Origin of the sequence: Thiomicrorhabdus immobilis (genome assembly GCF_021654855.1) — a bacterium.
Lineage (GTDB): Bacteria > Pseudomonadota > Gammaproteobacteria > Thiomicrospirales > Thiomicrospiraceae > Thiomicrorhabdus > Thiomicrorhabdus immobilis.
Genome location: NZ_AP024202.1, coordinates 1 through 23,597, shown reverse-complemented (window position 1 = coordinate 23,597; position 23,597 = coordinate 1). Strand labels below are relative to the sequence as shown.

The window sequence follows — 23,597 nt, the reverse complement described above, 5'->3', positions numbered from 1 at the left end:
AGTAAAAATTAATTTACCACGGTCGCTTCGGCATCTGCGGTTGTCGTTTCAGTTTGCTCAACCTGATCTTGCTGATGTAAGCGTGCTTGTTCCTGAACCCTAAGTTGTTGGGTTGTTTGCACCATCGCTTGGGTTCTCTCCATGTTTTGTGTCATGGTCTGCATTTTTTCCATAGACTGCGTCATCGCTTCTACTTTACCTTGTGTTTGCATGACTTGCTCTTGCTGAGCTTGCATTGTTGTCATGTCCATCGCCATGCTTGCCATAGAAGCGAAAGTGGCGGCAACAAGAGTAGCGCCAACCGCGGTTTTCAAAACAATTTTGTTAGAAATCATGTTCATGGATAAATCTCCATTGTGGTTATTATATAAGAAATGTTAAACGTTTACATTTGTAATATTAAATTTTTTGCCATTTACTGTCAATAAAAATGTAAATAAATTACATAAAGTGAAAAGTATAGATTTTTCCAAGGGAGAACAAGTTGATAAGGGTTGTTGAGTCGAGGTTTAGGATGTTTGGCCCTTAAGGGAAATAAAGGCCAAAGGTTTAAGTCATAGATGATTAGAGGTTTTTACACAAAAGAAGATTGTGTAAAGGATTTTGGGTATCGTGTTTAGTGGGCTTCATCCCAGTTATTGCCCTCACCGATTTCAACAATCAACGGCACTTTCAATTCAAGAGCCGATTCCATTAAGCGTTTAATTTCGGGTTTTACGGCATCTAATTGGTCTTCAGCGACTTCAAACACCAATTCATCGTGCACTTGCATGAGCATTTGGATATCAAAACCACAGGTTTGTAACCATTTTTCGATTTGTATCATCGCGGTTTTAATGATATCGGCTGCCGTTCCCTGCATAGGGGCATTGATAGCGGTACGTTCAGCGTATTGGCGTAACTGGCCGTTGCGGGCGTTGATGTCCGGCAAATACAGTCTACGACCTAATAAGGTTTCAACATAACCTGTCGATTTAGCCTGTTCTTTGGTGTCTTGCATATAATGCAATACGCCAGGATAACGTGAGAAATACAAATCTATATACTCTTGAGCGAGATTGCGCCCTACATTCAACTGTTTGGCTAAACCAAACGCCGACATGCCGTAAATCAAACCAAAGTTCACCGCTTTGGCGCTGCGACGCTGTTCAGTGGTGACATCTTCTAACGGAACACCAAAAATTTCAGCGGCTGTAGCCTGGTGGATGTCCTTGCCTTCAGAAAAGGCCTTCAAAAGTCCGGCATCACCCGATAAGTGCGCCATAATTCTCAGTTCAATTTGCGAATAATCCGCCGCCACCATTTTATAACCAGGCCTGGTTATAAAAGCCTGACGAATTCGACGACCTTCTGCAGAACGGATTGGAATGTTCTGTAAATTAGGCTCGGTTGAGGATAAACGTCCGGTTGATGCTACCGCTTGCATATACGAGGTATGAACACGACCCGTATTTGGGTCTACCTGTTTGGGCAGGGAATCGGTGTAGGTCGACTTCAGTTTGGCCAAACTGCGGTATTCTAGAATCAGGATAGGCATCTCATGGCCTTGATCGGCTAATTCGGCCAATACCGGCTCGGCGGTAGATGGTTGGCCTTTGGGGGTTTTCTTGATGATGGGTAGCTCTAGATTTTCAAACAAAATGGTTTGTAATTGCTTAGAAGAGTTGAGGTTAAAGACTTCTCCGGCGATTAAATGCGCTTTTTGTTCAAGTTCAGTGAGTTTTTTACTGATCTCTTCACTTTGAATCGCCAGCATGTCGGTATCCAACAATACACCGTTGCGTTCCATATGAGCCAAAACTGGCATTAAAGGCATTTCTATGTCGGTAAATACCTTTTTAAGTGGTGGTTCTGCTTCTAATTGTTGCCAAAGTGTTTGATGTAGTTGCAAGGTGATGTCGGCATCTTCAGCCGCATAATGGGCCGCGGTTTCAATCTCGATTTGGTTAAAGGTCAGCTGTTTTTTACCTTTACCGGCAATCTCTTCAAAATGGGTGGTGCGATGGTTGAGGTATTTGAGTGCCAAATCATCCATATTGTGACGGGTAGCAATGCTGTTCAACGAGTAGGATTCGAGCATGGTGTCATACTGCATGCCTTTTAAGTCGATGCCGTGGTTCTGTAACACATGCCAGTCATATTTTAAATTTTGACCGCATTTAGCGACATTTGGGTTTTCTAGGATGGGTTTTAGTTGATTTAAAACCATGTCGATATCAAGTTGCTGTGGAGCGCCTTCATAATCATGCATCAACGGGATATAACAGGCTAGATTACCGGTGCTTGCTGGGTCTTTAACCGCTAAACAAATCCCTACGATTTTTGCTTGCATGGTATTCAACGAGGTGGTTTCGGTATCGATGGCGAACAGTTCCGCTTGCTGGATAAGCTCCATCCATTTTGCAAATTCCGCTTCGGTAAATACTGTTTCATAATTTGATGGTTGCGCATTTTGAGTGGATTGCGGTGTTATAGGGCTTTGCTCTTCACTGCTATTGCTGGTTTTCTTCTGCACTGTTTGGCTATGGGCTTTCGCGCCTGTGGACTTTGAAAAAGGCGCGTGCCCAGCCATCACCTGGTTTAACCAGTTGCGTAAATCGTACTCTTTGAAGAGCTCTTGTAAACGTTCTAAATCGGGTTGTTTTCTTTGAATATCGTCTAGGCTAACAGGCAAATCGCAGTCTACTTTAATGGTAGTCAGTTCCCTAGAAAGTACAAGTTGGTCTAGGTTATTGCGCAGGTTCTCACCAATTTTCCCCCCAATCATCGGGGCGTTGGCGATTAGATTATCGATATTGCCAAACGAGTTCAGCCATTTAACCGCGGTTTTCGGGCCACATTTGGGAATTCCTGGAATGTTATCCGCACTATCGCCGACCAAAGCCAAGTAGTCGATGATCTGTTCAGGACGAACCCCAAACTTTTCCAATACGCTTTCAGGAGTGGAAAGGGTGTCGTTCATGGTGTTGATTAGGGTGACATGTTCATTCACCAGTTGGGCTAAATCTTTATCACCCGTTGAGATCAAGGTGTCGTGTTGGGCTTCGGTAGCTTGGTGGGCAAAGGTTCCCATCACATCGTCGGCCTCAACACCATCAATCACCAATAAGGGTAACCCCAAGGCTTTGACAATTTCATGAATCGGTTCGATTTGTGTTCTGAGTTCATCCGGCATTGGTGGGCGGTGCGCCTTATATTCATCATACAACTCATGGCGAAAGGTTTTGCCTTTGGCATCAAAAATAACCGCCATTTTCTCAGGCTGGTACTGCTCAATCAGTTTACCCAGCATATTGATAACGCCAAAAATCGCCCCAGTTGCCTGGCCTTTACCATTGGTAAGAGGTGGCATAGCGTGAAAAGCCCTAAATAAATAGGATGAACCGTCCACTAAAATAAAAGGGCTGTCGGCGTTAAAAGAAATTTGCGAATTGGAATCGGTCATTTAAGATGCTCATGTGATAAAATTTGAAAAATCATTTTACCCAATTACGAGACTTTACTCTATGTCTGTCTATACAGTCGTTGAAGAAAACCAATTAGTGGCCTTTTTAGAAGATTATGATGTCGGAACTTTGGATTCCTTTGAGGGAATCAGCGCCGGTATTGAAAATACCAATTATTTTGTCAATACCATTAAACATGGCCATTTAGAACAATTTGTTTTAACGATTTTTGAACACCATACATTTGAAGAATTACCCTATTTCTTGAATATCATGGCGTTTATGGCAGAGCATAACATTCCTACAGCGCACCCGATTCCCACCCATTCGAACGGCTATTTAAAAGAGTTGTGCGGTAAACCGGCGGCCTTGGTTGAGCGTTTGACCGGCAGTACGGTAGATAATCCTTCTGTTACACAATGCGGTGTGATGGGGGGTCAGTTGGCACGTTTCCATATCGCGGGACAGCATTATGAAGGGGTTAGGGCAAACGATCGTGATATCGACTGGATGCAAAACACCTTTGCTGATATCCAATCGTATCTTGAAGAGGATGAACGCCAGATGATTGAATCTGAATTGGCGTTTCAAGCACAAACCGATTGGTCTGCTTTGCCAAAAAGTGTGATTCATGCCGACTTGTTCTGCGATAACGCCATGTTCAATGGCGATGCATTAACCGGCATTATCGATTTGTACTACGCCTGTAATGCACCAATGTTGTATGACTTGGCGGTCATGGTGAATGATTGGTGTCGAGTGCATGCTGATAATCCCGCTGAAATCGAATTTGACCAGCAACGTCTAGATGAAATGTTATCGGCCTATCAAACCCAACGTTCATTAACCGAGGCAGAACAGGCCGCTTGGCCTGCCGCTTTACGTTTAGCCGCTCTGCGATTCTTCTTATCGCGTTTAAAAGATAAACACATCCCTAGAGAAGGTGAAATCACACAAATCAAAGACCCGAATGTCTTTAAACGGGTGTTGCAGCTTCACCAATAGACTCTTTTTAATAAAGCGACCAGGCCTGGTCGCTTTTCAAAACGGCTTTAATCTTTACTTTTTGAAGGTAAGGTTTCTGGTTATTAAGGTGTTGCCATTGAAAACAGTATCACAATCTCAAATCACCCAAGCGGTTGAGCTTTTAAAACAAGGCGAGGTCATCGCTTATCCAACAGAAGCGGTGTATGGTTTGGGGTGTGACCCTTTTAAACGGCAGGCGGTAGAGAAGCTGTTCCACGTGAAACAACGCCCTATGGAAAAGGGTGTGATTTTGGTAGCGGCAAATGTCGAGCAAATTCTGGATTGGGTTGAATTACAGGGTTGTGATTGGGAGCAGAGTGTCTTGCAAACCTGGCCAGGCCCTATGACTTGGGTATTGCCTCTAAAGCAAAATACCAAAACCACTATGCCTGAATGGATTACCGGCGGTCGGGATACGGTGGCGATTCGAGTGTCAGACCATCCGGTTGTGCAACAGTTATGTTTGGCCTTTGGAGGGCCAATCGTCTCGACCAGTGCCAATCTATCCAACCATCCCCCCGCGATATCATGTCAAGAGGTTGAGCGTGAGTTCAAGAATCAGGTTTTCTGTATTTCTGCTGAATTGGGCGGTTTACTTAAGCCCACTCAGATTAGAGAAGCTAAAACCGGACAGGTTTTGCGCTGAAATTGCTTCTCTTCAAAAACCACCAAGAAAAAACCTCCCTGAATAATAACCCCCCCTATTTTTAGGGCGTCAGTGTACGGCTGTAGATAATACTTGAGCCTGCAAAATTAACGTTTGCCTATCGCTCTTAAATAGAGAGGTTCTACCTTTTTAGCGTACCTGGAAAGGTCTTTGATACGATTGGTATGGGATGGATGGGTGCTGAGGATCTCTGGAGGCTGCCCGCCTTTGGATTGCTTTTCCATTTTTTGCCAAACACTGACGGCCGCATAAGGGTTGTAACCCGCTCTAGCAGCCAATTCCACCCCCATTCGATCGGCTTCCACTTCATGGGTTCGGCTGTTAGGTAAGGTTAGCGTGACTTGTAAGGCCATAGATGCGGCATCTAAAGCGGGCCCTTGTACACCTGTAAAGATACTTAAGGCCGATAAACCAACTTGGGTTAAGGTTTGTTCAGAGGCTCTTTCTCGGCCATGCTCACGTAATGCGTGTGCAATCTCGTGTCCCATAATGGCGGCGATTTCGGCATCGGTGAGGTTAAGTTTATTGATGATTCCGGTATAGAAAGCGATTTTACCGCCAGGCATGCACCAAGCGTTTAATTGGTCGGATTCGAGTACATTTACTTCCCAAGCCCATTTCGGCGCATCGTCACGAAATACGGCTGTTTGAGGGATGATATTGTTGGCAATGCGACGTACTCGTTTGACCATTTCGCTGTCGGTATTTAATTTTTTGGCGGTTTGCGCCTCTTTCAATACCGAGTTATAGGCAACTTGAGCGCCTTGCGTCATTTGTGCGGGAGAAATAAGCAAAAGTTGTTCACGTTTAACCCCTACCGTACCCTGTTTTGTACTGGTTGAAGTACAAGCTACCATGCTAAATAGTGTGGCGGTTAAAAGGCTATGTTTGATTAAGGTGGTTAGGTGCATAACAGTGTCCGTTTTACTTCTTTATCGCTTGGTTGGCTAGGGTTCAATTGAGTCGTTTAGTTACCAAACACTTTTTTCAGTAGTTCGGTTGACTGTTTAATCGGGTCTTTACGAATGGCGGCTTCTTCCTGAGCGATGTAATAAAACATGCCGTTCATTCCCTCATCGACAACGTGTTCTAACAAGTCTGTTTTCACGTCAGGTACAAAAGGCAGGTTTTTGTATTTGCTGATGGCTTTATCGTAGGCGCTGATGGCACCCACTTCATTCAATGAATTTTCGACGATAGGCGCCATTTTGGCTTTAAGGCTAGGAGCGGTTTTAGATTTTAAGTATTGAGTCGCCGAATCTTTTGGTCCTTCGTAGATCTTTTTCACATCATCAAAAGACATCTCTTTAATGGCATCTAGAAATAGCGCTTTAGCTTGCGGTGTGGCCGCTTCTGCCGCGCGGTTAAGTTTGGTTTCTACATCATCCATGTATTTACCCATACCGAACTGATTCAGGGTGGATTGCACCGTTTTTAGGGAATCGGGCAAAGGGATGTGTATCTTGGGATCGGCGTTGAAACCATCTTTAAGACTGAGTTTGTTGACGACCGTTTCTGAACCTTGAGTTAAGGCTTGTTTAAAGGCTTTTTGTATCTCTTCTGTAGAGAGGTCTTTTGGAAGAGCGGAATTGCTTGTTGTATTTGTGCTTGATGATTGGCTCTCTTGAAAACTTTTTAATAGATCCGCACCTTGGTCAAGCCAGCCTGCCTGGCTTTGAAAGCTAAATGCATTCAAGGCCAGGAATAAGGGTAAAGCGATCACGGTTTTGTTATGGATTTGGTTGAGTCTATTCATCGTGTGCCTCTCTAAAAAGAAGTGTCTAAGTATGTGTGCTAACAGAATACCTAAGTTTAAAAATGAATCCAATCAAATTCATATGAGATTGAAGCTTAAATTGGTGTTGATTTATGTTAAATCAATTATTTACGCACAACGCTATGCGCCCCTTTAGTGCGGAATTCGTACTCAAGCAAACAGGCATTTTTGCCTCCTAACTCCAGCTCTTTAGTGTAAAGAATAATGCCTTTTGAGTCTGTATAGCGTTTGTAGCCATAGTTTGGTAGGTCAAACTGAAGCGTCCAAATTTTTGAGTCAACCGCTTTAGCGCAACTATCAAAGGCGGTAATTTTCCCACGTTTGTGTAAAAAACATTGTTTTAAGGTTTGAATGAATGTGTAGTCGGTTTTAAAGGATTGCCCTGGTTTGCCGGAAATTTGGGTTAATGAAACTTCGGTGCTTGGTCCATCAATTCCACCGGAGTATTTATCAATAAAAAACTTCCAGTTTCCCATGTTCTCGGTATTTTTTTGAATGAATTCATCACAATGGGTAATGCCGAATTTATGAAATTCATCGAGCATTGGGTCTTTATTTGTTTGGGCATAGCTTTGTAATGTTGTGAACATTAAAGCGCTCAGAACAAGGCTTTTCATAGTTAATCCTGTATGTGAAAATAGTGTTTTTTTAACCTACCAGGCCTGGTAGGTTAAAAATAGAGAATGTTTGGAGGGTTATTTAGACGATATTATGCTTCTCGATATATTTTTCTAAATCTTTAACAGCAAGTGGTTTGGAAAAGTAATAACCTTGATATAAATCACATTCATAAGCACGTAGCTTATTAAATTGTTCTACAGTTTCTACCCCTTCCGCTAGAGTGACAATATCGAATTCATTCGCGATATTAATGATGTTTTTAACGAGGGAAGCATCTTTTGAGTCATCTAAAATATCATCTACAAAAACCTTATCGATTTTAAGTTCTTGAATAGGAAGTTCTCTTAATAAGCTGAGTGAGGAATAACCTGTTCCGAAATCATCTAAAGATATGGCGATGCCCTTTCTACGGAACTGGTCGAGTATTGATAGTATGAAATTAACATCTTCAATCAAGATGGATTCAGTTACCTCGATTGTGATGTATTTAGGGGGAATTCCGCTTTTGGTCACGCAATCCATAAAGTCATCGAAGAACTGCTCTTGCATAAACTGTTTAATTGAAGCGTTGATTGAGATGTGAAAACGCTTATTTAAATGTTTTTGTAGTTGCGCCATTTCTGTGAGAGCTAAACGGGTAATGTGGTGACCAAGGGTCGGCATAAATCCCATTTCTTCGGCGATTTTAATAAACTCATCAGGTGGAACAAAACCTAAGCTAGAGTTTTGCCACCGCACTAAACACTCTACCCCGTGAAGTTCAGTTTGGTTGTTAAGTTGAGGTTGGTAGTTGAGGTAGATCTCGTTCTCTTCAATAGCAGATCTTAAATGATGCTCAATGGCAGCGGTTTTTTGGGATTTGAGTTCTAATTCATCAGAAAAGACTTCTACCCAGTTCTTTCTGGTTTTCGCTTGGTATAAGGCTAAATCGGCATGACTTAATAGGTGGTTGAGACTACAAGAACCACCTTTACCTCTTGCGATACCAACACTGGCACCGATAGTGAAACTCAAGTCGTCAATTAAATAGCTGACGGCAATGGTTTCAATAATCTGTTTAGCGATGTCAAAATCATGGTGGCTTTGTCCCTTCATAACAATGACAAATTCATCGCCCCCAAACCTAATGATGTGTTGTGAATAGCGGGCAAAGCTATCTAAGCGCTGTGCAACTAGTGTCAACAGTTTGTCCCCGGTTGAATGACCAAACGTATCATTAATGTGCTTGAAGTTGTCTAGGTCAACAAACAATAAGCTTATTTCTTCATCGGTACTTTGTATCAGTTCAGAAAAGTGCTTTTCTAAATAATTTCGGTTATGCAAGGCGGTAAGGGAATCGTGTTCTGCTTGATATTCTAGTGTTTCACGTGCTTGTGATTCATTTCTATGAATGCGTTTAACCATCCATAGTAAAGTGAGATGAATAACAAGAAATATAAAGAGATAGAGTGACAGAGCCCCTATGAGTTGGTTTCTAATCTGCGAAGAAGGTTCTTTTAGTACAATCCAAAGATTATATTTTGAATTGTATAGGAGTGAACCTATGACATGAGTGCCGGTAAGGCTGTCATAATTTTCTCCGTTCATTGGAATGTCGGGCATTTTATTCGGCACATCGTTAAGGGTGATTTTGTATTTTTCGACCACTAAATCATTTAATGATTTTAAAATTTTTCTAGGAAGAGGTTGGGAGTAGGCTTCTTGATATTGGCTAGGATCAAGATCACTTGAAAATACACGGTAATAGTTGTTTGGATTGATGACCGTTAATATTTTGTTTTCATTTTTTGTAAAGCCAGTGAATCTAGAGATATCTTTAAGTTTTACGCCAGTACCTATAACAGCAATGACGTTTCCATTGCTGTCTCTTAAAGCCTTTCTTAAAGGCACCACCCAGCTATCAAGTGCGGCAAAAAAATAACTTCTGCCAATTACCATATTGTGGCTGTTTAGGGTTTTTTGAAAATCTTCCCTACTGATCTTTGCGTTCAGTAAATTGGGGAGCAGCGAGGCATTGATATTACCACTTGCCGAGATAAAGTTTCCGTTAGGATCAATTAAGCCAAAACCTGCCAGGCTTGGTTTGGTTGCCAGTGTCTGTTTGAGGAGTTGATGCGTTTTTTGGGTGTCTTGATAAAGGTTATTTTCAAGCAGTCTTGACCCTAAGATATCAAGCAGCAATTCATTCTCGGTAAGGCTGGATTCGATACTTTTGGTTAACAGTTTTATTGAGGCTTCATTTTCAGCATAAAAGTATTGATGGACGCTTGAAAACTTGGCATAACTAGCCCCTAGTAAGCCAATGGCGCTAATAACCAAGATTAAATAATAGACTGTCCAAATATTTTTATTCATTTTAATCCTTAAAGATTAATTCAGTTTAGAGCTTTTTAAGGGTAGGTATTTGGATTATGCCTAAATTATCGGTATTTAAAAAGAGCTAAGATTACAAAGCATGCCCGCTTGAGTCGCGATATGTTGTCAAGATAACTAGCTAAGATTAGGTTAAATGGCTCACAGCATGGTTTTCCTGGTTGATTCAGATTAAAATGGAAGGACTCATTTTCAAAGGATTTATTATGTCAGCCACAACCATCAATATTGAAGCCGTAAAAGCCTACTTACTTAATTTACAAGACGATATCTGTTCTCAGCTTGCTGAAGAAGATGGATCTATGGACTTTATTATTGATGAGTGGGAACGTGATGGCGAAGAAGGTGCCATGGGTCTGACTGGTGGTGGCCGTACCAGGGTAATGGAAGGTGGTACGGTGATTGAAAAGGGTGGTGTGAACTTTTCGCACGTCAAAGGGAAAAAATTACCACCATCTGCTACCGCGCATCGTCCAGAATTGGCGGGTCGTTCATTTCAAGCATTAGGTGTGTCTTTGGTTATTCACCCTCGTAATCCCTATGTACCCACTTCTCACGCTAATATCCGCTTGTTTGTCGCTGAAAAAGCGGGTGAAGAGCCTGTTTGGTGGTTTGGTGGCGGGTTTGATTTAACACCTTATTATCCTTTTGATAACGATATCGTGCACTGGCACTTGCAATCAAAATTGGCATGTGAGCCTTTCGGTGAAGAAATTTATCCAAAATATAAAGCCTGGTGTGACAAGTATTTCTATTTGAAACACCGGGATGAAACCCGTGGTGTCGGTGGACTTTTCTATGATGATTTGAATACAGAAACCTTTGGTTGGGATTTTGATAAGTGTTTTGACTTTATGCAATCAGTCGGCAATCACTTCATCACGGCATACCGTCCGATAGTCGCTCGACGCAAAGAGATGGAATATGGTGAGCGTCAAAAAGATTTCCAATTATATCGTCGTGGTCGTTATGCCGAGTTTAACTTAGCGTTTGACCGAGGTACGATTTTCGGTCTACAGACGGGAGGCCGAACTGAGTCCATCTTGATGTCGATGCCGCCTGTCGTGACTTGGAAATATGACTATCAACCAGAGCCAGGGAGTGAAGAGTCTAATATTTATAATTATTTAACGCCTAAAGATTGGCTGGAAGACTTGGTTTAATTTTTTATGGACAAACTCAGAGTTGATAAATGGTTATGGGCCGCACGTTTTTTTAAAACCCGTGGAGTCGCTTTGGAGGCGATTAAAGGCGGAAAGGTTGAACTGAACGGCTTTAAACCCAAACCAAGTAAAACCTTAAGTGTTGGCGATAAACTCAAAATCACCCAAGTACACCGCCAGGTTGAGGTGACGGTATTAGTTGTCAGTGACAAACGAGGTTCTGCGGAACAAGCCTTAACCCTTTATCAACTCGATAACGAAGTGCTCAACCAAAGAAAACCCACGGCCGATATGGCTTTGGTGGGTTATCGAGAAAAAGGGGCGGGCAGGCCAACCAAACGAGATAGACGTAAGATTGACGATTTTTATTCGTAGTTACCTGTTTTTGTGGGTATTAATAAGTATAATTTCTGGAAATTTATCAAGGAAACAGATTTATGAAAAGACAAGTTTTATCCACGTTGTTAGGAGGAGCTATGTTGGTTGCTTCTCAATCGGTTATTGCAATGGATAATGTTGGGGTGGCGGTAAACTACGGTGCGTTTTCTGGCGCTACATTAGAACTTTCTTACCCTATTACTCAATCTTTACAAGTCCGCGGTGCTTTATCTGGTGGCATGGGAGTTTCTGAAAAGTCATCTGATACAGAAATTCTATATAAGGTAAAGGCTGATGGTGGTATTCACCGCTTAGCTTTAGACTATCATCCATTTGCCAATGGATTTTTTCTTTCAGCGGGTTACGCCATTAATAATTTTGAGTTGAAAGCCAATGGTAGTGAATCTGGAAGTGTAACAGTTGGTAACGATACTTTCAGTGGTGATGTTACGGTAAATGCTAATTTTGCTTGGGATAATGCACCGACATTGAGTTTAGGTTGGGGACACTCTCCTACTAAAGGATTTGGGTTTATGTTTGAAGCTGGCGCTTTCTTTACAGGTTCACCCAATTTAGGTATTAGTGGTACTTGTACAGAGAGTGTACCTGGTTCATGTTCTGGTTTTAATGATGCTTTGAAAGATGAAGAAGCCAAACTTAAAGATGATGTGGCTGATTATGATTTCTTACCAATGTTGCAAGCGGGTGTGACTTACCGTTTCTAAAAAAGTTCTAATATTGAGGGTGCAGTGAGCACCCTTAATTTTCTTCATGCTACTCCTCTTCTGTTTCCCCATTAATTCATTCCCTCTTCAACTTGCCCCACACTAATCTCTGACCAGGTATTTAAACACTTAATTTTTTATCGGCGTATTATCCGCATATAATCAAGTTATTACTGACAAATGGATTGGAATGCTTATGACCAATACCGCTCACTACACGGTTGTTTTTGATGAACAAAAATTAGCGCTTTTTGAAAGTGGTATCCGTCCTTTTTTAGATGAAAATTGGCCCGTTGTAGCCTATCAAAACAAGCAAAAGCTTTCGCTTCCTGATGGTGCCAATGTATTATTTTGGCTTGGAGACAGTGATCTCTATGAGTTGATTCCCTTTGCTTCGGAACATAACTGGAATGTCGGTTTTTTACCGCATCCAGATATGAATCGTTTCTATCGTACCTTCCCCATTTCCAAAAAAATCGAAGAATCGTTAGCGGATATCCAATCGGCTGAAGAACCCGTATTGAGTGACTTGTTGTTCTGTAATGATCGCCTTGTTTTAGGGTCGGTTATGTTGGGGCATCCATCGATGATGCGACCGGCTTCCAATATTGATAACAGTTTATGGAGTAAGCTTAAGTATCTAACGTTGATGTCACTGAGTTTGAGTAAGACCAGCCTGTTACCTTTCAAATTAACAACAGAGAAGGGGGCAACGGTTAATACTGCCGCTTTGGGTATAACCATTGTTTACAGGCCTAGTGGTAGTGATTTCACTAAAAAAGTGATTGGTGAAACAGAGCAAGATAAGGCTAGCTTAAATACCATTATCTTGGCGCCAAGAAGTATCTCGGAAGTCGTGAGGTTTTTCTTCTCCCGTCTTTTTCCAAATAAAGAGGGCGCCCAAGCTTTAGCAAACTATATCGGGCATATCAAAACTAAAACAATCCATATTTCTGGCCAATGTGAACTTCCTTATACGGTCGATGCCGTTGCTTATACTGCTGAAACGGTAGATGTCGTTGTTAAGCCGAATTCACTTAAGGTGTTGAGTAAAAGGCTGCCCATTAAAGAACAGGTCAAAGAGTTAAAAGAATCAGTAAGTGTTTCTAGTTTACCTAAAGGGCAGGCTGTAAAGGAGTTGATTGAAAGACCGCTACCCTGGATTCATCATATTGATCAAGATGAGGTCAAAGAGACTTTTGTAAACTTAAAAGAAAACTCACAAGTTAGTCAATCTTATTTGGTTTTAATGGTGCTTTCGACGCTTTTAGCGACAGTTGGGTTGTTTGCCAATTCTGCTCCTGTGATTATTGGAGCGATGATTTTGGCTCCGTTGATGGCTCCGATTATCTCGTTATCGATGGGGGTGTTGCGACAAAATATTGACTTAATATCTTCGAGCTTAAAGACCTTATCCATTGGAATGATACTTGCCTTAGGTTTTGGTATTTTGCTTAGTTTGATTACGCCTTTGCAGGAAATAAATAGTGAAATCGGAGCACGATTAAGTCCAACTATTTTGGATTTGGCCGTGGCGATTATCTCCGGCATTGCCGCGGCCTATGCAAATGCGCGTTCTGAGGTTGCTAAAAGTTTAGCGGGAGTCGCCATTGCGGTCGCTCTTGTACCTCCACTAGCGGTTTCGGCTATCGGAATTGCTTGGTTGAGTTGGTCAACTTTTTCTGGTGCATTTTTACTCTTCATCACCAACCTTTTTGGTATTGTTTTGGCGGCCGCCTTAACGTTTTTGGTGATGGGTTTTAGCCCGTTTCATTTGGCTAAAAAAGGTGTCGCTTATGCATTAGGTTTTGTCTTGATTGTTAGTATTCCATTGAGTTTTGCCTTTGCTAAATTGGTGGATAGGCAAAACATTGTTTCAAGTTTAGAGGGTTGGCATGTGGGAGGAGTTGAATTACAGGATGTAACCATTAGAAGTCAAAAGCCGCTTTATATCTCGGTCACTTTATTATCAGACCACGATATCGATACACAGCATATCGATAAGGTTAAAAAAGAGATAGAGAGTAGGTTACAACGAGAAGTCAGGCTTGAAAGCAAAATGGCAATCCTGCGTTAAATTCAACGGGGCAGGATTTTGGTCATGGTCAAATTTTAGGTATAAAAAAACCCCAAATTAATGGGGTTTTTTCATGTACAAATTAAACTAAGCTAATAAAGGTTAGTTTATTTTGCCATTGCAGCACGTTTTTTAGCAATTAGGTTTTGGATGATTGGAGTCATCATTAAATCCATCGCTTGAACCATATGTGAACCGCTACAAACTAACGTTTCAGCATTTTGTAAGAACGCACCTTCAATTTGGTTTTTAACCGCTTCTAGATCGACATCCTGGTGACGAACATGACAGATGATTAATGAATCTTCTGGTGCTGGTCCCATTGGTGCGTCTGGAGACATGGTTGAGAATGGATCAGACGTATCAATTAACGGTACACGGTGGAAATTGATGTGTGTACGGTGGAACTGAGGAACGATTGTCTCGATGTAGTCAGGCATACGCTCAAGAATGGTGTCACGTACTTGTTGTACTGAATATGGACGTTCTGCTGTATCACGGTAGATTTTCTGCATCCACTCGATGTTGATAGATGGTGCTACACCAATCCCTAAATCAACATACTGTGCTACGTTGTGCATACCTTCCTCTGGACCGTGATCCATACGTTTAACCATCCCGTGAAGACCTTCATAGAAAAGTACGTCAGTTCCTTCTGGGATTGGTTCCCAAGGAGTGAATTCACCAGACTGATAATTGGTTCCGCCTAAACGTGCATTATGTTCTGCCGCTTCTTCGTCACTGTGAATGTAGTAACGACGCTTACCAGTAGCGGTTTCTTTATACTCTTTGAAAAGTGCTTCTAGTTCAGCAAACTCGTTTGCCGCTTCTGAGAAGTGAGTAAGTACTGGGCCACCGTTCGCTTTTGATTCAGCCACTTTTTCTTTCATTTCAGCACGGCTGTACTTGTGATAGCTATCACCTTCAACGATTGCTACGTTTAGGTTTTCGCGGTCAAAGATTTTCTCTACAGCACGCTTTACGAATGAAGTACCTGCACCAGATGAACCGGTAACAGTTACGATAGGGTGTTGAACTGACATAAACTGTCTCCTAAATTTAACCAGTTACCAGGCCTGGTAACTGTGTGTTTTTCTTTATAAATTCTTTATAGCTTTAGACTTGTGACGCATATTAGAAACTAAATGCGCCCAATTTTCAAAAATAAATACGTTTAGCGACGTTTTGTTTTAGATGTCTAAGTTTTCTACTTGTAATGCATTCGACTCAATGAAATCACGACGCGGCTCAACTTCATCTCCCATTAGGGTGGTGAAGACTTGGTCGGCAATCATGGCATCACGTACGGTCACTTGAAGTAAACGGCGTGCTTCTGCGTTCATGGTGGTTTCCCAAAGCTGCTCTGGGTTCATCTCCCCCAAACCTTTATAACGTTGGATGTTTTGACCACGTTTGGCTTCGGCAAATAACCAATCAACCGCTTCGCTAAAGGTAGAAATAGACTGTTTCTTCTCGCCTCGTTGAATATAAGCACTATTAGAAAGTAGGCCTTGTAATGATTTACCTAAGTCTACGATTTGTGCGTAGTCTTTAGAGGCAAAGAACTCGGCATCAAATACTTGCATGCTTAAAGTTCCATGTTCACGCTGTTGTAGACGAATTTGGAACTTGCCTTTACTGTCTAATTCCGTTGCCGGTTCCGCCGTCAGGTTGTAATCAACTTTGTTGATTTCGCCACTGGCTTTTAAGGCCGGTAAAATACCTTCAATCCAACTTTCTAGCGCATCTAAGTCATTTAAGACATCGTTATTGATTTCCGGATTGTCCACCAGCATATTCAAGAAAACCGAGTTATAACGACGAGATAAACGATCGATTGTGTGTTTGGTCTTGAAGTAGCTCTTAGAGAGCGTTTCTAACGCTAGCCCCTTAATGCTTGGCGCACCTTCTTCGGTAACCAGTTCAGAACCGTCAATGGCATTCTGAAGTAGGTAACTTTCAAGTTCGCCATCATCTTTCAAGTAGGTTTCTTGCTTACCTTTTTTCACTTTATAGAGTGGTGGCTGGGCAATGTAGATGTAACCTTTTTCAACCAACTCTGGGTACTGACGGTAGAAGAACGTTAGCAGTAGCGTGCGGATGTGGGATCCATCCACGTCGGCATCCGTCATGATAATGATGCGGTGATAACGTAATTTGTCGATATTGTACTCATCATGCCCAATACCACAGCCTAAAGCGGTGATTAAGGTGCCTACCTCGGCAGAAGCCAGCATCTTGTCAAAACGGGCTTTTTCAACGTTAAGGATTTTACCTTTAAGCGGCAAAATTGCTTGAGTACGGCGGTCACGGCCTTGTTTGGCTGAACCACCCGCGGAGTCACCCTCCACCAAGTACAGTTCAGAAAGAGCAGGGTCTTTTTCTTGGCAGTCAGCCAGTTTACCTGGTAGACCGGCAATATCCAAAGCGCCTTTACGACGTGTCATTTCACGGGCTTTACGCGCGGCTTCACGTGCTCGTGCTGCATCGACAATCTTAGCGAATACCGATTGCGCGTCTTTTGGATTTTCTAGCAAGAATTCAGCAAGCTTTTCGTTCATTGCGGTTTCAACCGCCGACTTCACCTCTGAAGAAACCAGTTTGTCTTTAGTCTGAGATGAGAACTTAGGATCCGGCACTTTTACCGAGATAACCGCGGCAAGACCTTCACGAGCATCGTCACCGGAAACGTTCATCTTATATTTTTTGTTTAAGCCTTCCGATTCCGCATAACTGTTCAAAGTACGGGTCAATGCCGCTCTAAAACCGGAAAGGTGAGTACCACCATCACGCTGAGGAATGTTATTGGTAAAACAGAAAATCGACTCTTGGTAAGATTCTGACCATTGCATCGCCACTTCAACGGTAATATCGTCTTTAACGGTTGAGAAGTAGAATGCGTTGTCGTGAATAACCGGCTTGTTGGTATTGATATAGTCAACAAACGCTTTGATACCACCTTCAAACTGGAAGACTTCATGACGGTCATCACGCTTATCCACTAACTCGATGTGTACACCAGAGTTTAAGAAAGAGAGTTCTCGTAGACGCTTCAACAGGTAATCAAAGCTGAATTCGGTCACATTGGTAAAGGTCTCTTTACTCGGTAGGAAACGGATTTCTGTTCCAGTCTGGTCTGTTTCACCTACCGATGCAAGTGGAGCATCTGGCACACCATGCGTGTAAGACTGCTTCCAAATATGGCCTTCACGTTTGATGATCAAGTCGAGCTTTTCAGATAAGGCGTTTACCACCGAAACACCTACCCCGTGAAGACCACCGGATACCTTGTACGAGTTATCATCAAATTTACCACCAGCGTGCAAAACCGTCATAATGACTTCAGCGGCAGAAACCCCTTCTTCTGGGTGAATGCCAACCGGAATACCACGACCGTTATCGCTTACAGAGACAGAACCATCGGTATGGATGGTGACCACAACTTTGTCACAGTGACCTGCTAAGGCTTCATCGATACCGTTATCAACAACCTCAAATACCATGTGGTGTAGACCTGAACCATCATCGGTATCACCAATGTACATTCCAGGACGTTTACGGACCGCATCAAGGCCTTTTAATACCTTGATGGAGGAGGAATCGTATTGCGTTTCTTCAGACATAAAACTCGATTTCTTTTATGGAGATTGAAAGTGCTTTTAAACTCAAAATCTCAGGTTATTTTTATCACTAAAATAGTTGTCAAATTTTACCATAAAACACCCCAATTTGCGAAATCAATATGGCGTGTGTTTGCTTGATGTAACATATTGTTTTTATGAAGAAAATAATGCTTTATTTGGCGTAGTGAGAAATGAAGTTAAGGGTGCTGTAATAAAAGTAATAAAAAATGGATTGAAAATTCAATATAAGTCATGCTGTTTGGGTGTTTAAGAGGGGTTGAATTATCTTAAAAAATGTTAAAAATTGTTTAGGTAGGGTTTAGAAACTAAAAAGGTCGCAGAGCGACCTTTTTAGTGCATTTTTTTGGTGAAAATATTACCCAAACATCCAGCTAGTCGGGTCAGGCATTGGCTGTTGTTTACCAAGATATTTAAAGCCTTTAACACAACGGACGATAATCCAAATGGCATAGAACAACAGGATTAACCAACCGATTAAAACAGCGGTTAATAAGATTCCTACGATGGCATATAACAGTCCAATCCAAAACGTGCGGATTTGAAACTGGTAGTGCGAGTCTAGGAAATTGCCGTCGCCTTTATTGACATACGCCATAATGACGCCGATAAGGCTGGTAAACGGCAAAATGAAATTAGCCAAAAACAACACATAGATAATGGTTGGAACCGTAGTGCTAATTTCAGCTTGTGGGGCTTCTGACGCTGCTACTGGTTGAGGAGTTTCAACTGGGTCTGACATAAATATCCTTTTCTGATTATTATTATATTTTTTTGCAAAAACATTTTAGCAAAACTAGTAATTTACCTTATAGAAATTAATGAAACTAGAATAAGTTGAATTTATTGCCAGCCTGGTGGGTTTTTAGAGCCATCACCAGGTATTTAGGTGGTAAGCCTATAAGCTTATTTGGCTGTTATTTTGCCAGTTTGAATTGACCAGGCCTGGTAAGTGTCAGGATTGAGAACGGGAATCAAATCCTCTGAAGTGGTGGTGATAATATGTTGGATATTTAGGATTTGTAATAGTTCCAGCAGTTTGGTGCGGTGAATTTCATCAAGCTCCGCAGGTAAATCATCAATCAACATGATCACCGGTTCGTTCACCACCTTTTCATGCAAACTGGCTTGAGCTAATAATAGCGCACAGACAAACAACTTTTGTTGGCCGCGTGACAAAATATTCATCGCTTCTTGATTGTTGAACTTAAAGCGGATATCGGCACGATGCGCACCGTATTGGGTATGGCCTAGCTGCAAGTCCTTGGTAAAGTTACCTTGATACAAAGCCAATAAATCTTCATTACTTTTGGGCCAGCCAGCACGATATTGGCAAACCACCTCAGATTCGATTTCTGGCATTAACGCTTGGCAAAACGTCACCAAATAAGGGGTTAGAGCCTCTAAATAGTCTTGACGAATCTCATCTATTTTTAAGGCGCTATCCACCAGGGTTTGATCCCACAATTGCACTTGCTCTTTAGGCAGACGTTTTTTCAAGGCGTGGTTACGTTGCTTTAAACCACGTTGATAATTACGCCATGCGCTCATAAACACGTCAGACTGGTGGAAACATCCCCAGTCCATAAATTGACGTCGTGCTTTAGGCCCTTCTTCCAATAGTTTATGACTTTCCGGCGTGAGCAGTTGGATAGGCAATAGTTTGGCAATCGGCCCGTGTGATTTAACGGTCTCACCATCAATTCTCAGTAGGGTGTTATCCAATGTTTTTTGGACACCGATCTTGTGGGTATCGTTTGCATTATGACTGGATTGGGTTTGGCAAAACAGTGTCGCTGAAGAGTTGTTATGTTGAATCAGGTGATGCGATTTCTGTGAACGGAAAGAACGCCCGGTAGCCAGTAGCCAAATGGCCTCGATAATCGCGGTTTTACCTGCTGCATTATTGCCAATAATCAAATTCAAGCCATGGCTAAACTCAAATTGAGCCGAAGCACAATTACGAAAGTTTTGAATGCTGAGTTCGGTTAACTGTGTCACGCTACTCCTTACCCCAGTTATGGTGAGATTTGTCATGTTTCAAGCTAGCCGGTTCTTGGTGGATCATGACATCTAAATCGGTAAAGCGATGTCTGAGTTTTTTGGTGACGTTTTCGGTGATTTTATGGCTCTCAAATAGGCTGAGATTGTCATCAAGCTCTAAATCAAACTGCACAAATTTATTCGGCCCTGACTGGTAGCTTCGTAGGTCGTTCATACCGAGAACCCCAGTGGTATCGAGCGTGATTTGTTTAATCTCTTCACGCATGGCTTGAGGGAGTTCATGGTCAAGCAGTTGATTACCCGCCTCAATGGCTATACGAACCGCAGAGTAAAAAATCCAAGCGGCGATGGCAAAACCCAGCAGTGGGTCTAGCCACTGGATGGCACTGAACCATAGGGTGATAATCACCAGTATATTGGCAAGCACATCCGATAGATAATGCAATGAATCAGCCTTGATGGCGGTAGATTGAGTTTTTTTGATGACATAACGTTGAAAGCTCAATAACCCCAAGGTGACCATCAGGGAGATCACCATGACAATCAATCCCAAATCCGCCGATTGGATGGCTTGAGGGTGAATAAAGCGTTCGATTGAATAGATGATGAGATAAATCGCCGAGCCGGAGATAAATACGCTTTGCGCCAAAGCAGCGAGCGGTTCCGCATTACCATGGCCAAAGCGGTGTTCCTTATCGGCTGGGGTTTGTGCGATATGCACCGCAAAAACAATCATGACCGATGCGGCAATATCAATCGCCGAATCCAATAATGAGGCCAAAATACTAATCGAATCGGTATACCACCAAGCATAGACCTTAAGCAGAAGCAGTAAAGTGGCAATCACTACGGAGGTATAGGTTGCTATCCTGACGAGCTGGGGTTTATTCATAAATGTTTGCTAGGTTGCTGGTTGGTTTAAAAAGAGGGTTGGGAAAAGTGAGTGGAGATTGATGTTTAACTAGTGGGTTTGGAGGGATTTTGTTGATAAGGCTAGTCAATTCAAGGCAGAAAAAAGGGAGTGTACAATTTGTACATGACCGTTTTCTAACGCGGAAGTGGCAGCCTTATCGGCAAAAGACCTCAATACTAGAGGCGCATTGGCATGATTACATGCTGACAATGACACGCATCGGTAGTGGTCTCAATCAAACAACTACTATTGGCGTCTTTCATCAGCATGGTCACGCAATCTTCTTGCATAGAGTTAAGGACATCCAAAATGTAGTTAACGTTGAAGCCGACTTCCATCTCAGTACCGGTGTAGTCAATGGCCATATCTTCATGCGACTCATCTTGTTCACTATTGGATGCATTAACGGCAAGCAAATTATTGCTCAATACCAAACGAATCCCTTTGAATTTGTCATTCGATAAAATCGAAGCACGCTGTAATAAACTGCGTAGCAATTCACGGTCTGTTTGTACAAGCTGGTCATTATGTTGCGGAATTACACGACGATAATCCGGGAAACGGCCATCCACTAATTTACAGGTGAATACCGTCTCTTCAAATTGAACCGTGAGGTAGTTTTTAGCTAGCGCGAATTCAATCAAGGTATCGTCATCACCAATTAGCTTAGAGAGTTCCAACACGCCTTTTCTTGGCAAAATAGCTTGGGTTGGCGTTAGGCCTTCAATGGCCAATTCGGTAGCGCAAGTTGATAAGCGGTGTCCGTCCGTTGCCACCACACGTAACGATTGGTTACTGATATCGAACAGCATACCATTCAGATAAAAACGCACATCTTGGCTCGCCATCGCAAAACTTGAATGGTGAATCAGTTGTTTTAACTGGTGCTGAGACATCGCAAAAGACATATCGGCTTGCGAAAGGTCAATGGTAGGAAAATCTTCAGCAGGTAAAGTGGAGAGTTTAAAACGTGAACGGCCGGCTGATAAAGTACAACGAGACTCTTCAAAATCTAACACAATGGTCAAACCATCCGGTAAAGAACGCACGATATTGATTAACTTCATGGCTGGAAGGGTAATCGCGAATTGACTGACTTCAGATGACTCTAGTTCAGCTTGAGCACGTGTTTCAATCTCTAAATCGGATGCGGTGACGGTTAAGGTGTTTTCTGAAACTTGAAATAAAATATTTCCCAAAATAGGCATGGTTTGGCGTTTTTCGACCACTCCGCCTACGGTTTGCAAAACTTTTAAAAGATTTTCACGAGTTAAAGTGATTTTCATGCCAAGTGCCCTTTTGAGTCCTAGTTGGTAATGATACGAATTAAACTATTAAAATCTTCATCAATATGATGATCGGTTTCACGCAACTCTTTAACCTTACGAACTGCATGTAATACCGTGGTGTGGTCTCTACCGCCAAACGCATCGCCAATCTCAGGTAAGCTGTGATTGGTGAGCTCTTTTGCAATCCCCATGGCTATCTGCCTTGGGCGTGCGACATTACGCGAACGGCGTTTCGATAAAATATCCGCTACTCGGATTTTATAATAATCCGCCACGGTTTTTTGAATGTTTTCTAGGGTAACCATTTTTTGCTGTAAAGCCAGCAAATCTTTAAGCGCTTCTTTGACCACTTCAACCGTTAAGGCTTGCTGGGTGAACTGCGCATAAGCACCAACACGTTTTAGGGCGCCCTCTAGGTCACGCACGTTACCACGCAAGCGCTTGGCAATAAAAAACGCCACATCATCAGGCAGTACCACACCAAATTCAGAGGCTTTTTTAAGCAAGATAGCCACACGCATTTCGAATTCTGGTGGTTCAACGGCAATGGTCAAGCCCCAGCCAAAACGCGATTTCAGGCGATCTTCAAGGCCATCTACCTCTTTAGGGAAGCGGTCACTGGTAAGGATGACTTGTTTGTTGCCTTCTAACAGGGTATTAAAGGTATGGAAGAACTCTTCTTGAGATTGCTCTTTATTGGCAAAGAATTGAATATCATCGATTAATAAAGCATCCAATGAACGGTAGAAGCGTTTGAACTCATCAATTTTATTATGACGTAACGCATTGACCATATCGGCTACAAAACGTTCAGAGTGCAGATAAACTACGCGAGCGTCAGGCTTATCTTTCATCAGCTTATTGCCGATGGCGTGCATCAAGTGGGTTTTACCTAAACCGACACCACCATAAATAAAAAACGGGTTATAGCTACCGCCAGGATTTTCTGCCACCTGGCGTGCCGCGGCGGCGGCTAACTGGTTGGCTTTACCTTCAACAAAGGTCTCAAACGTAAAACTGGTATTAAGATTGTGCTTAATCCCCGATTTGTTGGTGACCGCACTGTCTTTCTTGGCCTCAGGTTTGGCCGCTTCCTTGGATTTGGTTTGCAGTGGTTGTGGCACGGTCGGTTCTGGATCATCCAGCGCTTCCAATGCGTAATCCCCAATTTCCAATTGCACATCTGGAGTATTAGTCGGTGCAGCGATGGCAACGGCTTGACGAATGTTGTCCATCAATTTTTTATTTACCCAATCCAAAATAAAAGTGGACGGAGCTAATAGACGAATCACAGACTCTTCTTCAATGGCTTGAAGAGGGCGAATCCAAGTGTGAAATTGCTGGTCGTTGAGATCGTTTTCTAAGTGTTTAAGACTTTGGGTCCAAAGTGATGACAAAATTGTATCCTCAAAAGAATCTATAGAAAATCTGTTGCTCGACTTCTTAAGTGGCATGCAGACTTTCAAACACCGACTTTTAATCTATAACGACACTGCT

At 42.4% G+C, this 23,597-nt stretch carries 19 protein-coding genes; 6 read left to right on the top strand and 13 right to left on the bottom strand.

Annotated features, from left to right (window positions below; translation table 11 throughout):
* Positions 1 to 8: 8 nt before the first annotated feature.
* Both L6421_RS00095 and polA read right to left on the bottom strand, forming a co-directional pair.
* Positions 9 to 341 carry a hypothetical protein gene (locus L6421_RS00095; protein ID WP_237261940.1) on the bottom strand — a complete coding sequence of 111 codons (333 nt, stop codon included), beginning with the start codon at positions 339 to 341 and terminating at the stop codon, positions 9 to 11.
* Positions 342 to 616: 275 nt separating this feature from the next.
* Positions 617 to 3,445, bottom strand: coding sequence for a DNA polymerase I (polA, locus tag L6421_RS00090; RefSeq protein WP_237261939.1), 2,829 nt, complete (start codon positions 3,443 to 3,445; stop codon positions 617 to 619).
* Between the two features lie 61 nt (positions 3,446 to 3,506).
* Here polA and L6421_RS00085 point away from each other — a divergent pair, with 61 nt between their 5' ends.
* On the top strand, positions 3,507 to 4,451 hold the full coding sequence (locus L6421_RS00085; RefSeq protein WP_237261938.1) for a homoserine kinase: 945 nt from the start codon (positions 3,507 to 3,509) through the stop codon (positions 4,449 to 4,451).
* Between the two features lie 97 nt (positions 4,452 to 4,548).
* Positions 4,549 to 5,118, top strand: coding sequence for an L-threonylcarbamoyladenylate synthase type 1 TsaC (gene tsaC, locus L6421_RS00080; protein WP_237261937.1), 570 nt, complete (start codon positions 4,549 to 4,551; stop codon positions 5,116 to 5,118).
* A 107-nt stretch (positions 5,119 to 5,225) separates the two neighbouring features.
* On the opposite strand, the gene L6421_RS00075 is transcribed toward tsaC, so the two are convergent.
* The 4 genes from L6421_RS00075 to L6421_RS00060 all read right to left on the bottom strand — a co-directional run bounded on the left by L6421_RS00075 (position 5,226) and on the right by L6421_RS00060 (position 9,892).
* Positions 5,226 to 6,050: a M48 family metallopeptidase gene (locus tag L6421_RS00075; RefSeq protein ID WP_237261936.1), complete on the bottom strand. Its 825-nt coding sequence runs from the start codon at positions 6,048 to 6,050 to the stop codon at positions 5,226 to 5,228.
* A gap of 56 nt (positions 6,051 to 6,106) precedes the next feature.
* A complete protein-coding gene (locus tag L6421_RS00070) occupies positions 6,107 to 6,895 on the bottom strand; it encodes a DUF4197 domain-containing protein (protein ID WP_237261935.1) in 789 nt (262 codons plus the stop codon).
* A 125-nt stretch (positions 6,896 to 7,020) separates the two neighbouring features.
* Positions 7,021 to 7,533: a hypothetical protein gene (locus tag L6421_RS00065; protein ID WP_237261934.1), complete on the bottom strand. Its 513-nt coding sequence runs from the start codon at positions 7,531 to 7,533 to the stop codon at positions 7,021 to 7,023.
* A gap of 82 nt (positions 7,534 to 7,615) precedes the next feature.
* Positions 7,616 to 9,892, bottom strand: coding sequence for a bifunctional diguanylate cyclase/phosphodiesterase (locus tag L6421_RS00060; RefSeq protein ID WP_237261933.1), 2,277 nt, complete (start codon positions 9,890 to 9,892; stop codon positions 7,616 to 7,618).
* A gap of 224 nt (positions 9,893 to 10,116) precedes the next feature.
* On the opposite strand from L6421_RS00060, the gene hemF reads away from it, so the two are divergent.
* The 4 genes from hemF (at position 10,117) to L6421_RS00040 (ending at position 14,253) form a co-directional block, all read left to right on the top strand.
* A complete protein-coding gene (hemF, locus tag L6421_RS00055; RefSeq protein WP_237261932.1) occupies positions 10,117 to 11,073 on the top strand; it encodes an oxygen-dependent coproporphyrinogen oxidase in 957 nt (318 codons plus the stop codon).
* A 6-nt stretch (positions 11,074 to 11,079) separates the two neighbouring features.
* Positions 11,080 to 11,448 (top strand): Hsp15 family ribosome-associated heat shock protein, encoded by a 369-nt coding sequence (locus L6421_RS00050; protein ID WP_237261931.1) that lies wholly within the window; start codon positions 11,080 to 11,082, stop codon positions 11,446 to 11,448.
* A 62-nt stretch (positions 11,449 to 11,510) separates the two neighbouring features.
* Positions 11,511 to 12,176: a hypothetical protein gene (locus L6421_RS00045; RefSeq protein ID WP_237261930.1), complete on the top strand. Its 666-nt coding sequence runs from the start codon at positions 11,511 to 11,513 to the stop codon at positions 12,174 to 12,176.
* 190 nt (positions 12,177 to 12,366) lie between these two features.
* Positions 12,367 to 14,253 carry a DUF389 domain-containing protein gene (locus L6421_RS00040; protein ID WP_237261929.1) on the top strand — a complete coding sequence of 629 codons (1,887 nt, stop codon included), beginning with the start codon at positions 12,367 to 12,369 and terminating at the stop codon, positions 14,251 to 14,253.
* A gap of 107 nt (positions 14,254 to 14,360) precedes the next feature.
* Here the strand turns inward: L6421_RS00040 and L6421_RS00035 are convergent, their stop codons facing one another.
* From L6421_RS00035 to dnaA, 7 genes are all read right to left on the bottom strand, one after another.
* Positions 14,361 to 15,296 (bottom strand): phosphoribulokinase, encoded by a 936-nt coding sequence (locus tag L6421_RS00035; RefSeq protein ID WP_237261928.1) that lies wholly within the window; start codon positions 15,294 to 15,296, stop codon positions 14,361 to 14,363.
* A gap of 147 nt (positions 15,297 to 15,443) precedes the next feature.
* Positions 15,444 to 17,876, bottom strand: coding sequence for a DNA topoisomerase (ATP-hydrolyzing) subunit B (gene gyrB, locus L6421_RS00030; RefSeq protein ID WP_237261927.1), 2,433 nt, complete (start codon positions 17,874 to 17,876; stop codon positions 15,444 to 15,446).
* A 376-nt stretch (positions 17,877 to 18,252) separates the two neighbouring features.
* Positions 18,253 to 18,636, bottom strand: coding sequence for a DUF4870 family protein (locus tag L6421_RS00025; protein ID WP_237261926.1), 384 nt, complete (start codon positions 18,634 to 18,636; stop codon positions 18,253 to 18,255).
* Between the two features lie 164 nt (positions 18,637 to 18,800).
* A complete protein-coding gene (recF, locus tag L6421_RS00020) occupies positions 18,801 to 19,895 on the bottom strand; it encodes a DNA replication/repair protein RecF (protein WP_237261925.1) in 1,095 nt (364 codons plus the stop codon).
* Between the two features lies 1 nt (position 19,896).
* Positions 19,897 to 20,790, bottom strand: a complete 894-nt coding sequence (locus L6421_RS00015) for a cation diffusion facilitator family transporter (protein WP_237261924.1) — start codon at positions 20,788 to 20,790, stop codon at positions 19,897 to 19,899.
* Between the two features lie 197 nt (positions 20,791 to 20,987).
* Positions 20,988 to 22,097 (bottom strand): DNA polymerase III subunit beta, encoded by a 1,110-nt coding sequence (gene dnaN / locus L6421_RS00010; RefSeq protein ID WP_237261923.1) that lies wholly within the window; start codon positions 22,095 to 22,097, stop codon positions 20,988 to 20,990.
* Positions 22,098 to 22,117: 20 nt separating this feature from the next.
* On the bottom strand, positions 22,118 to 23,497 hold the full coding sequence (gene dnaA, locus L6421_RS00005) for a chromosomal replication initiator protein DnaA (RefSeq protein WP_375540378.1): 1,380 nt from the start codon (positions 23,495 to 23,497) through the stop codon (positions 22,118 to 22,120).
* Between the last annotated feature and the right edge of the window lie 100 nt (positions 23,498 to 23,597).

Excerpts from the sequence above, each read along its gene's own strand:
- L6421_RS00095 (WP_237261940.1), bottom strand. The coding sequence starts at position 341 with ATGAACATGATTTCTAACAAAATTGTTTTGAAAACCGCGGTTGGCGCT.
- polA (WP_237261939.1), bottom strand. The coding sequence starts at position 3,445 with ATGACCGATTCCAATTCGCAAATTTCTTTTAACGCCGACAGCCCTTTT.
- L6421_RS00085 (WP_237261938.1), top strand. The coding sequence starts at position 3,507 with ATGTCTGTCTATACAGTCGTTGAAGAAAACCAATTAGTGGCCTTTTTA.
- L6421_RS00075 (WP_237261936.1), bottom strand. The coding sequence starts at position 6,050 with ATGCACCTAACCACCTTAATCAAACATAGCCTTTTAACCGCCACACTA.
- L6421_RS00070 (WP_237261935.1), bottom strand. The coding sequence starts at position 6,895 with ATGAATAGACTCAACCAAATCCATAACAAAACCGTGATCGCTTTACCC.
- L6421_RS00065 (WP_237261934.1), bottom strand. The coding sequence starts at position 7,533 with ATGAAAAGCCTTGTTCTGAGCGCTTTAATGTTCACAACATTACAAAGC.
- L6421_RS00060 (WP_237261933.1), bottom strand. The coding sequence starts at position 9,892 with ATGAATAAAAATATTTGGACAGTCTATTATTTAATCTTGGTTATTAGC.
- hemF (WP_237261932.1), top strand. The coding sequence starts at position 10,117 with ATGTCAGCCACAACCATCAATATTGAAGCCGTAAAAGCCTACTTACTT.
- L6421_RS00050 (WP_237261931.1), top strand. The coding sequence starts at position 11,080 with ATGGACAAACTCAGAGTTGATAAATGGTTATGGGCCGCACGTTTTTTT.
- L6421_RS00045 (WP_237261930.1), top strand. The coding sequence starts at position 11,511 with ATGAAAAGACAAGTTTTATCCACGTTGTTAGGAGGAGCTATGTTGGTT.
- L6421_RS00040 (WP_237261929.1), top strand. The coding sequence starts at position 12,367 with ATGCTTATGACCAATACCGCTCACTACACGGTTGTTTTTGATGAACAA.
- L6421_RS00035 (WP_237261928.1), bottom strand. The coding sequence starts at position 15,296 with ATGTCAGTTCAACACCCTATCGTAACTGTTACCGGTTCATCTGGTGCA.
- gyrB (WP_237261927.1), bottom strand. The coding sequence starts at position 17,876 with ATGTCTGAAGAAACGCAATACGATTCCTCCTCCATCAAGGTATTAAAA.
- L6421_RS00025 (WP_237261926.1), bottom strand. The coding sequence starts at position 18,636 with ATGTCAGACCCAGTTGAAACTCCTCAACCAGTAGCAGCGTCAGAAGCC.
- L6421_RS00015 (WP_237261924.1), bottom strand. The coding sequence starts at position 20,790 with ATGAATAAACCCCAGCTCGTCAGGATAGCAACCTATACCTCCGTAGTG.
- dnaN (WP_237261923.1), bottom strand. The coding sequence starts at position 22,097 with ATGAAAATCACTTTAACTCGTGAAAATCTTTTAAAAGTTTTGCAAACC.